Below are 13,592 nucleotides of genomic sequence, written 5' to 3'. Positions count from 1 at the left end.
CCGTTGTCTTGAGTAATAAAACCAAAACCTTTCTCTTCGTTAAACCATTTTACTAAACCAGTTGTTTGATTAGACATGTGATGCCCCTTATTATAGATGATTAATTAACCGCTAAAATGCGATGTATTAAGTGGTTAAATTATTAATGTTACTGCCAAAACAAGGGAAACACTGAAGTACAAAACGATAACGTTGCTGTAGCTAAAAGTTTAACTGTGACTTGGTGTTGCATTTAATAACGTCCTGAACAACAGAACGAGAAAGATAATAACAGTTGTTTGTTTTTTGTACAGCTGTTTTTATCAATATGAGTAAAAAAGTTCTTGCTGTGTTTTTGGTGCCAAAAATACCAGTGAGCAATAATAGTCTTATCAATGCACAGGTTTCTAGCTATAAAAGCTCTATTAATAGCCTTTATTTTTTTGTTTTATGTGAATTGCGAGTTAGTACAAGTACGAATCGGATCGCATTAGATATATTTACCCCATCGTTTTTTATGGTGGGAGAACGCCCTCATAATCAGTTTTTTTAGATTTTTAAAAGATCTTGTAGGGAGTATTTATAGTTGTATTTTAAGTTAGGTATACCTAACTTAGTCAAGGAATATATATATAATAACAAAGTTTGACTGCTAATATATGCAAGTAGTACAATATTAATTGGTAGGTTAATTAGTAATAAAATATGAAAAATAAAAATCTTTCTATCGAAATCAGTAATATTAAATCAATCAATGATTTTTCAATGAATTTTGATTTAAAACCTGGGTTAATTTGTTTGGTTGGTGCTAATGGTACAGGTAAATCAACAATATTAAATGCTATTTCATTGTTAATGAATCCAAATAAAATAAATACTATTTTCTTTGATGAAAAGCGTGATGAATCATGTTTAAAAATAGTTTTAAATAATAAAGAGTGTGTATGGAATAAAGATAATGGTAAGTGGGTGAAAAATGGTGACATTGATGTTATTAAAGGATTTTTTGAATCAGGAATAATTTATGGTAATCGATTTGTAAATTCATCCATTCGTGTAATAAATAAATATTGTCAACATTACGAAAATATTAATGTTGATGATTTAATTGATGCGCAAGATTTTATATATAAAAACTTAGGAAAGATACTGAAAGGGAATGAATATTATTATAAAGGGTTGAAAACAATTACAAAATCGATGTTAAATAAACAAGCGAAGATAATAGATAATAATTCTGAAAATTATCTTTTAAAAAAAGAAAAGCCTTTTCTTTTATTGAAAAACAGTGGTTATATCACACAGTATAAAATGAGTTCTGGTGAGTATTTATTATTAAAAATACTCGATTATATATATTATCGTATTACTTATAATACAGATAAATCCTCACGAAACGAACCATTTCTAATTATTATCGATGAGGTTGAAATAGCATTACATCCATCATCTCAAAAAAGATTTATTCAGTTTTGTAATCAGGTTTCTAAAGAAAATAATATTTGTATTATTTTCTCTACTCATAGTAGAGATATTATATCTAATTTAAATGAAAACCAGATATATATGCTGGACTACTATATTGACTCAGGTAATATTAAAGTTACAAATCCATGTTACCCTAATTATGCTATGCGAGGAATATATGAACCATCTGGATATGATTATATAATTTTTGTTGAAGATAGTTTAGCAAAAAAAATTGTTTTAGAAACAATATCAAACGGTGATCTTTCTAAAAATAAACTTATAAATGTTTCAGCATTGGGTGGCTGGAGAGAGGTTCTAAATTTTACGCATGAATTTAAATTAAATGGTATGTTTAATACCTCTAAAGTTATTATTGTACTTGATGGGGATGTTAAAGATAAATTCTTAAAAGAATATGGCTCACCGTGTTGTACTTGTAATTATCATAGTTTTATTAAAGATAATAAAAATAAAGTTGAAGAGTGCGGATTAACTTTACCAAAGCTTGATTGTAATGTAGTAAATAATAGATATCCTTACTATCATGATGTTACTTTTCTGCCCATTTCTAGTTTAGAAAAGGAATTTAAAACGAAGTTAGTTACGAACCCTGACTATGATTTTATTTGTGCTCTTGAAACGATGAATTTTTTTAATAACTTAGCAATTTCTGATTTAGTTGCTCAGTATAAAGAGAAAGCAGATGAATATTTTTCAACTGAAAATTTTAAAAAGAAGGGTAAGGAGCAAATTATAGATAATTATGACTTAGACGGTAAAATATTATGGAGGTTAATAGTTAAAAATACAAATCATAATCTTGGGGTTAATGAGCTGATTTCTTATTTGTGCAAATTATTTCCGACTAGTGAAGATAAATTATTAAAGGAAGCATGGTCTAAATTTGAGAAGGATTTAACTAATTTATTGAAAAAATCATAATTAATAAATCACGTATTAAAAAAGTTTAAGAGGTCGCTATCTAGCGATCTTTTTCTTAATTACACACTCCAAGCTTTATCAACATTACAATGGTACAAATATATGTATTAGCATATCCTAAAACCACTACAACACCGTTATTGCAATAACTGTTCAAGCGTCATCGGTGAAGACATTAAGCCCAGTGTCTGCGCTGGAGTAATTCCAGCTTTATTTTGATGGCAAAGGTTATGCCAAGCACGATAAATATCCAATAATGGTAATAAGCTAGCAGGGCGCAGTTTACGTCGTGGTTCATTAACCATATTGTTAAACTGATCGTAAAAACGCTGTTGATAAGCCGTTGCTGCATGATGAGTGGCAATCGATAACCAGTGTTGTTGATTTTCTTTATTACCGCCAAGATGACAGATACCTTTATTGCCACTATTATTACGACTAAATGCCCATCGATCTCGCCACCATCCCATTAAAACAATATCAATTTTTTCAACTTGCTGCCCGTGTTGCCATTGCTGATCTTTAACCACATAAAGCGGGTCGATAGTATGGTTATTAATACGATCAATAAAAACAGATAAACACGCTGAACGTAATAAGGTTTCTTGCGGCATAAACACCGCTAAAGTGGGAATGTTTGGATTGAGTAATTCACGTAAATATAAAAAATGACTATATACCGTGTATTGCGGCCGAATTAAACACCCTTTGGTTGGATAATGAATAGTGACTTGGCCACTAAGCGGATTTTCCATATTTTTACGGGCTAAAATTTGACGGTAAGTAGTATCAATATGGGCGAGCAAACCTTGTGATAACGGCGGTGCGCTTGGTGGGTAATGGTTGTTATGTGGGGTAATAAAGCGAGTGCCATTACAATAGGCGTCGTGGTGTGTAACTGATGTGGTTGCTGATTGAGTTTGGTAATTAACGTGTTGGCTTATGACATAGCCTGAATTAACCTCAGCCGTTGCTATCCATAATACGCCATTATTACTTTGAGGTTGCAATGGCGTAAGATCGGTTGCCAGCTGGCGATCTTGTGATTGTTTACCTAAACGGGCATCAAAAATCGTTAATTGATGACGACAGCGCGCTGCAATATTATTTAATTGGTCATAAAAGGTTTTAGGATTCATGTCGAGACGTCGGCAAATTTCCCGTACGGTATAACCCGTAAATAAATACGCCAATAATTTTTGTTGTAGCTGGTGTTTGTTATTACTGCTCGACCAAGGATCGACAAAGGTGTGGTGGCAGGTTCGGCAGCGATAGCGTTGACGTTCACCGCTAAAGCCAAAGGCATGATAGTGCTGACGATAGGTGAGAACTGGCAAGCTATGATAAGGACAATACTCATTTGAACAAGCCGCTAACCCACTGTTTTGTTCTAGTTTTAAGCGTTTTTTTTCAGCGACTACGTCATAATTGTTAATGACAGGCGGAAAAGCACCACATTCTCGGCAAATAAGCACTGGCCGTTGGAGATTGCTATTTTGTAGTACATATAAATCAGGATCAGTTCGACTAAAATTAGCACAGGCGACAGTTTTACAATAATTGAGCTGAATATTATCGCAAGCTGGTGGTAACTGATCCTGCGTCGTGGGTAGTGAGGATGAAGTCATAGAGCATTGCCTAGTTGCGGTTTAAGAAGGCGTGATTATACCTAAGTGAAATAATGATATAGAGATATTCTTAACATTATCAATTTATTGGATGATCTAAATATTAGAGGGTATAAAAAAGTGGAAAACATATCCAAAAGACACGTTATCCACTTTTCTATCGAATTTCTATCACAGACGGCCTATGACCGCTATAACAGATTATAGATTGATTGCAGTTTCTAGTGCTACGTTCATCATTTCATTGAATGAATGTTGACGTGCTTCTGCACTTAATTTCTCGCCACGTTTGATGTGATCTGACACTGTTAGAATAGTCAGTGCTTTAGCACCAAGCTCTGCTGCAACACCGTAGATGCCAGCGGCTTCCATGTCTACACCTAGGATGCCTAGTTGTTCCATTTTATCAAATAGACCTACTTCTGGGCTGTAGAATAAATCAGCAGAGAATACGTTACCTACACGAACTGCAACATTTTGTGCACGTGCCTGGTTTACCGCTGTTTCCAATAAGTGGTAGTCAGCAATAGCCGCGAAATCGTGATTAGCGAAACGAATACGGTTAACTTTTGAATCTGTTGAAGCACCCATTGCAATAATAACGTCCATTAACTTAACGTCATCATGAACAGCACCACAACTACCAATACGAATGATGTTTTTAACACCAAAATCTTTGATTAGTTCATGTACATAAATAGAGCAAGATGGAATACCCATACCATGGCCCATTACAGATACTGGTTTACCTTTGTAAGTACCAGTAAAACCGTACATGCCGCGTACATCACATACACGTTTTACATCTTCTAAGTAAGTTTCTGCAATAAACTGTGCGCGTAGTGGGTCACCCGGCATTAAAATTGTTTCTGCAAAATCGCCAACTTCGGCATTGATATGTGGAGTAGCCATGAAGAGATCCTAGGTTTATGAGTTATTCAGAAGCAAAGCTTGTGCTTCAATTTATGGTAATAGTTTATGGAATAAAATATTCAAATCTTGAGATCTTAATCACAAAATTAAGGCTGTTTTATTATTTTACCCTCGTTGATTACCAAATCTGTTGAAAATGTGAAGGGTATCGTTTTCTTTTTGGTGTTTGATAAACTGTGAAGCTGTATCTGTTGATATTTAATTGTTTAATAAATAAAGAATTTATTTTTATTGAACGGTTTTTATATTCGTTTTTTTTAATATTTTGATTGAAATGTAATTGATTACATCAATGGGCGCCAATATATCCCTTTTAAATCGCCACATAGCCATAAAATAATGAAGTTTAAAAGGGTTCTTCTTGATCGTGATCTTGGGTAGAATTAACAAAAAAGTAGGTTGAGAATAATATGTATAATTTAACCCAATTGTCAGATAGCGAAAGAATGCGTATCGAGTTAGATAAACAAGCATCTTATGCGGTGTGGAAAGTAAAAAATGGCAAAGTAGGGTATGAGGCTTTTGCTGAATTAACCAATAGTATTGAAGACGATGACGAACGCGATTTTTGCCAACAAGCCATTACGAAATATAAAACCCTGATGGGTGTGAATTAATTCATTCATTGCATAGCTTTGTTAAACGTTAAGGTAGAAATGATTATTCATCGATGCTTTAGCATAATCGCTATTTTTACTTATAGAATGATATCTGATTGATTTTGGCTTTATTGTATTATTATTATACTAATGTCAGCTTAAAAGGAGACTATTATTCTAACATTGAGTACTATGTGTGCGAAAATTAATCAAATGGTGAATATATAGTGAAGACAACTGAATTTTCTGCTCTTGATGATGATAATGATGCCAATAAACCGGAACTATCATTTTCATTACATGCGGAAAAACGTTCTGGGTATAAAACGCCATCAGCGAATCCCCTTGATTTTAGCCAACCTGAATCCCATTCAGATGTAAGTAGTGACAATATAGCGATTGAAATTATGACAAAGCCTCGTTCTAAGCGTTTAACTGATTGCCCAGCTTGTGATGGTACGGTGTCTCGTCGTGCTCATTTTTGTCCTCATTGTGGTGAGCCCGATCCTTCGCGCCATATGCAACGAACACAATGGGTTTCTCGTATTGTATGGACTGTGATCATTGCTGCAGCTGCTTGGTATACTTATACATCTTTAGTGCCATTTATTGTTGATCGCTTTAAAGGGTAATGTAGCGACTAGCTGATAACGAAGCAATAACCCTAATACTTGAATAATCAATTATTAGGGTTTTTTTATGGTTCTTTTATTGTGATTTTTGCATGCCGCGAGTTTGATTCATAGTGCGAGATCCTGCGGTACCATAACTATTAATGTCATAACGATTAGGGGAATATCCGATACGAGCACGGTAACGACGATCGAGTGAATATAAGTTAATATTATAATTTTCAATAAGTTGTTTTATCACCACATTCATTTCTTTTTGTGGTGTATTTTGTTCTCTAAGGTAGTAATAAAGGTTCTCTGCGCGTTGTTGATTCATTGTGCCCTCCAATGGGAAAGATCTGCCAGTAAGCAAGTAGGAATACACAGGAAAGTTGATTGATTAACAGCAACGGTATCGCTGTTATGTCGCACAGATTATAATCAATATTGGATAAATGATAATCGGGCGAATACTTAAATAACTTTTACCAAGTTGTAATAGTAAAGCGGTTATTAAGTTAATTGTTTCCGCATTTTGATGTGGATAAAAAATTTTATTTGCTTAGTGAGGTGTTTTATTTGACAATAAAACAGCGTTCAAAAGTAGGGGTTATATGTTAAAACAAAGCATTAAAATAAAAATGGTAAGTATCGGGGTTGGGATTTTGATTTTACCCTTGCTACCTTTACTTATTAGTCAATACTCATTTATTGACGCGATAAAGGATGCTCTTGGTGGAATAGCATTTACATTCGCTTGGGGAATGGGGGTGCCAGCTGGCATCAGCTATGGGATCGCGATTGTTATTTTATTGTCACCAATGGTTGCCGTTTATTATGGTATGAAACGAATACTAACCACAATAATGACCGATGATGCAGAATAGAGATAAAAACAAGAAGACCACAGATGATCTTCTTGTTATAAAGCAATGCTTAATGCTAGCTAATTAAATCAATATTATGTATTACGCACCTTCGAAATGGTATGTCATATCAGTGGTATATGTCATTTGGGTAAATAATGTATTGGTTAATTGTTCGGTTAAGGCTAATGCATCAGCGACCGTTGTTTTCTCAAAATCATTGATTAACGCTTGTGCTTTTTTAGGCTGATGTTTGTAAATTTTAAGGTAATTCTTTTCAAGCTCACGTTGTTTTGATGCGGTTTGCACTTCAAACTTATGGTAAGCCGTTTGTATGATTGGAGAGAATACTTTCCAGTTCGTCATCGCAAGTGTTTGTAGCTTACGGAAAGCCCAGTTAGCAGAAGCACTATCAGCTTTATTGGTACCAATAGTGAGTGCATGAGGCACTTCAGTCATGCCTTGATAATAAGGTAAGTAAACCCCAAGTGCTGTCATACCATATGAGATGTATGCCACATTACCGATAGCTGTTGGTAAATTTGGACGTACTTGTAATACGTGTGATTCTTGAGTACGGAATACCGAAATTGGACGATAAGCTTCTTTGGGATTTTGGGTTGCGTATGGGTCGTGAGATGTCCCTTGGTAATGATTACGTAAACCTTGTTCAACATCGGTAACACTGAGTTTTTTGGTCGGTTTTAGAAAAACAGGGAAAGTTGTGCCTTGGTCGATCTTGGTGGTTAATCCTTGAGTGTACATATGCTGCAACGTCCACACTCGTGGATAGTTATACGTTACATCGTTAGGCGTGTCTTGTGAGTAAGCAGCATGGAAGTTGAAAGGTTTGCCTGCTTCTAATTGGTATAAACCATGTTGCTCGGCAAAGCTGACTAATGTTGGTGATGCCATATAATTAGGGTTATTTGGTAAATATGTGCTTAAACGGCCTTGGTTAGCGGATACAAAATATTTATCGGCAGGAATTTTTTCAGCCATCCATTGGTGACCACTGCCTGTTTCTAAATACCAAATACCGGTATTATCAACAAATGCTACACCAAAACCTTCTGCTGCACCCTGAGTTTCAATGATTTTACCAAGTAACTCTACGCCTTCTTTTGCAGAGTGAATACGGGGTAAAATCACATTTTCAATGGCATCTTCACCAATCCCTGTTTGCGTCACATATGGATCCGCTTTTAGTGCTTTAACGCCATTATAAATGGTCTCTGTTGCTGAAAGACCGACGCCTGCTGAGTTAAAGCCAACTTCGCCCATACTCTTATTATTAGTGTCAAAGTCTGACATTGAGGTGTATTGCAATGCATTTTTAGCTGCTGGGTAGCTAAAGTTATTCGCATTACCATGGAAGTCAGCTTGTTGCATTTTTTCTGCTGGATGGAAAACAAAGTGCTTAGCGTTAGTGGCTTGGTAATCTTCATTACGAGCAATAATGTAAGAACCATCGTTTGTTGCTTGGTTACCAACAAGAATAGTTGTACAAGCACTTGCTGGAAACGCAATAACAGCGGTCAATGCTGTGGTTATCGCTGATGCTAAAAACGGTATTTTTTTCATTTTATTTATTAGTTAAGTGAGCCATTGATCTGTTATACGGGGAAAAGCATATTTTTTTTGTGAAGCACATCACTTTTAAATATCTTTAGTAGGTATAATTATTTTTCAGTTTTATAACCTATTCTAGTGTTAATAATATAAATGTAAGAGTATTTATGGTTGTAAGTTGCGATGTTATTACTCGGGATTGATCAATTATTCAGGTATTATATCAATGAAATTTATATTAAATATCATTGATATAATGTCACTACTATAACAATAAGAGGACAAGGCTAAGCCATGATCAATAAGACACTCATTATTAGTGCATTCACTTCGCTATTATTATCAACCGCCGCTCAAGCAGAAGAACCTTTTGTATTACAACCTGTTACTGATAATAATTCGACGACCCCGTTAGTTAAATTTGATGATAGCACTCATTACTTTGTTGGTTTAACAGGTGGTAGCAGTGATATTAGCATGACAGCGGGTACTGTTAATGGTAACAACACAACGCTGATCAATCGCTTTTCAGCGCCTGATGCTTCGGGGTTTATTGGTGTTGATCTTGGTTTCTATACTGCTGGTGGATCTGGCCGTATTTATTACAGTTGGCAAAAAATGAGTACTCAGTCTGATTTTGAGGGTGCTAAGGCAATTGAAACTGATGTGACATTACATCTTTTAAATGCCGATTATTTTTTCCGTGCAGGCAAGGCGATTAATCCCTTTATCGGTGCGCATTTAGGGTACATGACCGCAGATCTTAAAGGTCAAAAGTATGGCTCGCATAGTCAATCTGGGCAGGTGCTTGGTGTTCAAGCGGGTGTGGCTTGGCGAATCTCAAACCATATTTCAGCTGAAATGGGGATGCGTAATACTGCGACTCAAGGTGAAGATATTAAACCATGGTCATCGAATAAAGCCGCGTCACAAATAAAAAGTGTGCTAACGGGTTATGCTTCATTAAATTACCGCTTCTAAAGCATAATAGCTTGTTGATGCTCCAGTGTGGCTATCGCTACAATATAAGGGTGCTATCACTGCACTGGGACATTTTATTATGAAGGTTTACTCACTCGTTGAGCCGCGTATAATGCATTCCCCTAGTAAACGACAACCATTATCAATAAAGGACTTCACCTTGAAGCTATTCGTTAGAGACCTCACTGTAATTGACGCATCTTACTTGTGCCCGCAACGGGGAATGGTAGGTGAAAGCTGGATTCTTGATGTGGTGATGTCGGGTGAGTTGAATGAAATGAGCATGGTGCTTGATTTCAGCCGCGTAAAAAAACAAATTAAGCAACTCGTTGATCAGTATGTTGATCACCGATTATTGATTCCTTCAGCCTCTGCTGCTATTCAGACCGCAGCAACGAAAGAAGGTTATATGACGGTTGATTTGATTAGCGACCAGCATGCTATTCACCTGCATAGTCCTGAGCAAGCTTTTTGCTTTATTGATACAGATGCAATCACTATTGAAAGTGTGACTGAATATGTACAGCAATTATTGTTGGGCCATTTACCCAGTAATGTACAAGGATTAGAAATAACCTTGCGCCATGAGAAAATTGATGGTGCGTTTTATCATTACAGTCATGGCTTGAAAAAACATGATGGTAATTGTCAACGTATTGCACACGGTCACCGCTCACCTGTCGAGTTAGTGGTTAATGGTCAACGCAATGCTGAATTAGAACAGCAATGGGCGCAACGTTGGCATGATATCTACTTAGGGTCACAAGAAGATGTGATTAGTGTTAGTGAGTTAAATTTAAGTGCAGCCGCAGCAAATATTAATGATGATACCCATTACGGTTTTCGTTATACCGCGCCGCAAGGGGAATTTGAATTAGCGATTGCTAAATCAGTGACTGAAATTTTAGCCACAGACACCACCGTTGAGTTACTTGCTAGCTACATTGCAGAACAAATTAAGCCACAATTAGCGGCGACTGATCGTTTGGATGTTTTCGCTTATGAAGGTGTTGGTAAAGGTGCAATGGTAACGTTAGATTAATCATTGCGTTATTGCTTTGTAATTGATTCAGCAATAAAAAAATAAGCTCAATATGATATTTGTTGTTATAAAAATATCAGATTGGGCTTTTTTATGGTTAAAATTTCATCAAAAAAACGTTAATAGTGAGAGCCTTAGCACTAAATCTACTTTGTATCACTTAATCGTCTGTTATTTGTGCGTAAACTTAATAGTAAGTGTCATAAATGAGAGGGATCGATTATGCCTTTAGCGCCTCTAACCAGTGACAAGCTGTATCGTATTGCAGCCTTAAATGGGTTGAGTGATGCGTGTAAGTCAACTAAACACCTTACACCATTAGATGAAATAGTAGGACAAGAACGCGCACAACATGCTGTTGAGTTCGCGATGTCGATAAAAGAAAAGGGATACAACATTTATGCCATTGGCCGTAATGGTTTAGGTAAACGCACTATGGTGATGCGTTATCTAAATCGACATGAGCCAAATGGTAATAGTCATGCACTGTATGATTGGTGTTATGTGTCTAATTTTGGAGATACACGTTGCCCGAAAGTGCTAAAATTACCCGCAGGGGAAGGGTGTAGCTTTAAAAAAGACATTGAAAATCTAATGAAGCGATTAGTAAAAGCGTTTCCTTTAGCGTTTGATAATGAACTTTATTATTCGCGTGCTGAAAAATTAAAATCAGAATTAACTTCAAAACAAGAGGCTACCTTAAAATCATTAACGAAAAGTGCAGAAGAACGTGGTATTAGCGTTTCAATCACAACTCAAGGTGATTATCAGTTAGTGGCAATGAACGGTAAAGAGCCCCATAGTGAAGATAGCTTTGCGGCATTATCAGCTGATGACCAGCAAACGTTTGAAAATACTATTAATGATTTAGAAGTTGAGCTGCGTGGTATCGTACGAAAACTGACTGAATGGGAAGAACAATATTCAGATAAGCAGCAAAAGCTTGATGAAAATATTGCAAAAGAAGTTGTTGGCCATTGTATTAAAGATCTTCAACTTAAATATAAAAAAATCGCTGATGTAAAAGCATATTTGGCTGATATGTATGCAGATATTTTAGATAATATTGATATTTTCTTAGAAGAAAATGAAGAACAAGTCGCATTGGCTTATGCTTCATTAGACAAAAAAATGCCACGTCGTTATCAAGTTAATGTATTGGTGCATCAATCTGATACCCGTAAATTTCCAATCGAGGTTGAAGAGAGCCCGAGTTATCATTCCATTTTTGGTTATGTGGAAAACGCCACTTATAAAGGCACCGTCTTTACCGACTTTTCATTAATACGCGCAGGTAGTCTCCACCGTGCCAATGGTGGCGTATTGATGATGGATGCGGTGAAAGTGCTAGAGCGGCCGTATGTTTGGGATGGACTTAAACGTGCTTTACGCGCACAAAAGCTAAATTTAAGCTCACTTGAACGAGAGGTGACACTGTCTGGAACAATTTCATTAGAGCCAGAAGCTATTCCTTTGAATGTGAAAATTATTCTGTTTGGTGATTATCAAACTTATCAATTACTACAGCATTATGATCCTGAGTTTAAAGAACTATTTCGTGTAACTGCTGATTTTGAAGATGATATGCCACGTAATGATACTTCAGAAGAGCATTATGCACGTTTCATTGCCAGTATTGTGCATGATAACGATATGCTGCATTGTGATCGTAAAGCCATTGCGCGCATCATTGAATACAGTTCACGCCAAGCTGATGATCAAAACAAGTTATCGCTCCACTCGGCAGATATTGCAAATTTATTACGTGAAACAAATTACATTGCGCGTGCATCAAATGCCACGATGATTCGCAGTAGTCATGTTGAACAAGCGATGCTCAATCAAGAGTTACGTGTTAGTCGTTTAAAAGATCATGTGATGCATAGTTTCGTAACGGGTACGACTCTGTTAGATGTCCATTCACATGCAGTGGGACAAGTGAATGCGTTGTCGGTGATTGCGACATCGGATTATCAGTTTGGCGCACCGAGTCGTATTACTGCAACCACTGCTTACGGTAGTGGGGAAGTGTTTGATATTGAACGTAGCGCTGAATTAGGCGGTAATATTCACTCAAAAGGGGTGATGATTCTATCGGCATATTTAGCATCTGTGTTTGGTAAAACTGCGACAATTCCGTTAACGACCCATCTGACTTTTGAACAATCTTATGGTGGTGTTGATGGTGATAGCGCCTCTATGGCGGAAGTGTGTGCGATTGTATCTGCTTTTTCTGGATTACCTTTACGGCAAGATATTGCAATCACAGGTTCAATGAACCAGTTTGGTGAAGCTCAGCCGATTGGTGGTGTGAATCAGAAAATTGAAGGCTTCTTTGATGTGTGTGGTATAAAAGGAAGAACCGCTGGGCAAGGGGTTATGATCCCTGAGTCGAATGTACATAATCTAATGCTACGTAAAGATATTGTTGAAGCCGTTGAAAAAGGTGAATTCACTATTTGGGCTATCAGTCATGTTTCACAAGCGATTGAAATATTTACGGGTAATGCAGTAGGTGTGGAAGCGGAGCAAGGCTTCTATCCATCAAATACGGTATTTGGTTTAGTGCAGAGTAAACTGAACGCACTACGTCGGTAGTTGTCGATGTGACAGATGAAGATGAGCGTGATGCTTTGTAGATAATGTATTTCTAAGCCGACTAGTAAGTAGTTGGCTTTTTTACTTTTATTTTCTCTAAATTGCAGATATAAAAAATGCCGGCCTTAGCCAGCATTTTTTTCATTTATCAATAAAGATAAATTATAGAGCTACAACGTTTGCAGCTTGAAGACCTTTTTGGCCTTGCTCTACTTCAAAAGACACTTTTTGGCCTTCAGCAAGAGTTTTGAAACCTTCAGAAGCGATAGCACGGAAGTGAACGAATACGTCAGCGCCGCCATTGTCTTGAGTAATGAAACCAAAACCTTTCTCTTCGTTAAACCATTTTACTAGACCAGTTGTTTGATTAG

General features: G+C 36.4%; 13 protein-coding genes. 7 read left to right on the top strand and 6 right to left on the bottom strand.

Going from position 1 to position 13,592, the window contains the following annotated elements:
* Positions 1-77 (bottom strand): cold shock domain-containing protein (locus Q0V26_RS16975; protein WP_297486009.1); only part of this gene is annotated, 77 nt, incomplete at its 3' end.
* 607 nt (positions 78-684) lie between these two features.
* Here Q0V26_RS16975 and Q0V26_RS16970 point away from each other — a divergent pair.
* Positions 685-2,391 (top strand): AAA family ATPase, encoded by a 1,707-nt coding sequence (locus Q0V26_RS16970; RefSeq protein ID WP_297486006.1) that lies wholly within the window; start codon positions 685-687, stop codon positions 2,389-2,391.
* A gap of 137 nt (positions 2,392-2,528) precedes the next feature.
* Here the strand turns inward: Q0V26_RS16970 and Q0V26_RS16965 are convergent, their stop codons facing one another.
* Together Q0V26_RS16965 and deoD are read right to left on the bottom strand one after the other, a co-directional pair.
* Complete coding sequence (locus tag Q0V26_RS16965; protein ID WP_297486003.1) at positions 2,529-4,019, bottom strand: lactate dehydrogenase; 1,491 nt, start codon at positions 4,017-4,019, stop codon at positions 2,529-2,531.
* Between the two features lie 201 nt (positions 4,020-4,220).
* The gene (gene deoD, locus Q0V26_RS16960; RefSeq protein ID WP_045035434.1) at positions 4,221-4,931 is read right to left on the bottom strand and encodes a purine-nucleoside phosphorylase; all 711 of its coding nucleotides are present in this window, start codon (positions 4,929-4,931) and stop codon (positions 4,221-4,223) included.
* Between the two features lie 431 nt (positions 4,932-5,362).
* Between deoD and Q0V26_RS16955 the strand changes: the two genes are divergently transcribed.
* Both Q0V26_RS16955 and Q0V26_RS16950 read left to right on the top strand, forming a co-directional pair.
* Complete coding sequence (locus Q0V26_RS16955; RefSeq protein WP_297485997.1) at positions 5,363-5,569, top strand: DUF3283 family protein; 207 nt, start codon at positions 5,363-5,365, stop codon at positions 5,567-5,569.
* Between the two features lie 209 nt (positions 5,570-5,778).
* The gene (locus Q0V26_RS16950) at positions 5,779-6,183 is read left to right on the top strand and encodes a hypothetical protein (RefSeq protein WP_297485994.1); all 405 of its coding nucleotides are present in this window, start codon (positions 5,779-5,781) and stop codon (positions 6,181-6,183) included.
* Positions 6,184-6,259: 76 nt separating this feature from the next.
* Here the strand turns inward: Q0V26_RS16950 and Q0V26_RS16945 are convergent, their stop codons facing one another.
* Positions 6,260-6,499: a hypothetical protein gene (locus tag Q0V26_RS16945; protein WP_297485990.1), complete on the bottom strand. Its 240-nt coding sequence runs from the start codon at positions 6,497-6,499 to the stop codon at positions 6,260-6,262.
* Between the two features lie 277 nt (positions 6,500-6,776).
* Between Q0V26_RS16945 and Q0V26_RS16940 the strand changes: the two genes are divergently transcribed.
* A complete protein-coding gene (locus tag Q0V26_RS16940; protein ID WP_297485987.1) occupies positions 6,777-7,049 on the top strand; it encodes a hypothetical protein in 273 nt (90 codons plus the stop codon).
* Between the two features lie 81 nt (positions 7,050-7,130).
* Here the strand turns inward: Q0V26_RS16940 and Q0V26_RS16935 are convergent, their stop codons facing one another.
* Positions 7,131-8,612, bottom strand: coding sequence for a C69 family dipeptidase (locus Q0V26_RS16935; RefSeq protein ID WP_297485982.1), 1,482 nt, complete (start codon positions 8,610-8,612; stop codon positions 7,131-7,133).
* A 282-nt stretch (positions 8,613-8,894) separates the two neighbouring features.
* Here Q0V26_RS16935 and Q0V26_RS16930 point away from each other — a divergent pair, with 282 nt between their 5' ends.
* From Q0V26_RS16930 to Q0V26_RS16920, 3 genes are all read left to right on the top strand, one after another.
* A complete protein-coding gene (locus tag Q0V26_RS16930; RefSeq protein ID WP_297485979.1) occupies positions 8,895-9,581 on the top strand; it encodes a hypothetical protein in 687 nt (228 codons plus the stop codon).
* Positions 9,582-9,741: 160 nt separating this feature from the next.
* A complete protein-coding gene (locus Q0V26_RS16925; protein ID WP_297485976.1) occupies positions 9,742-10,623 on the top strand; it encodes a 6-carboxytetrahydropterin synthase in 882 nt (293 codons plus the stop codon).
* Positions 10,624-10,845: 222 nt separating this feature from the next.
* On the top strand, positions 10,846-13,221 hold the full coding sequence (locus tag Q0V26_RS16920; RefSeq protein ID WP_297485973.1) for an ATP-binding protein: 2,376 nt from the start codon (positions 10,846-10,848) through the stop codon (positions 13,219-13,221).
* Between the two features lie 162 nt (positions 13,222-13,383).
* Here the strand turns inward: Q0V26_RS16920 and Q0V26_RS16915 are convergent.
* Positions 13,384-13,592 (bottom strand): cold-shock protein (locus tag Q0V26_RS16915; RefSeq protein WP_297485970.1); only part of this gene is annotated, 209 nt, incomplete at its 5' end.

Origin of the sequence: uncultured Photobacterium sp. (assembly GCF_947039875.1) — a bacterium.
Classification (GTDB): domain Bacteria; phylum Pseudomonadota; class Gammaproteobacteria; order Enterobacterales; family Vibrionaceae; genus Photobacterium.
The sequence above is the reverse complement of the archived record's forward strand: the minus strand, read 5'-3'. Positions and strand labels throughout refer to the sequence as shown.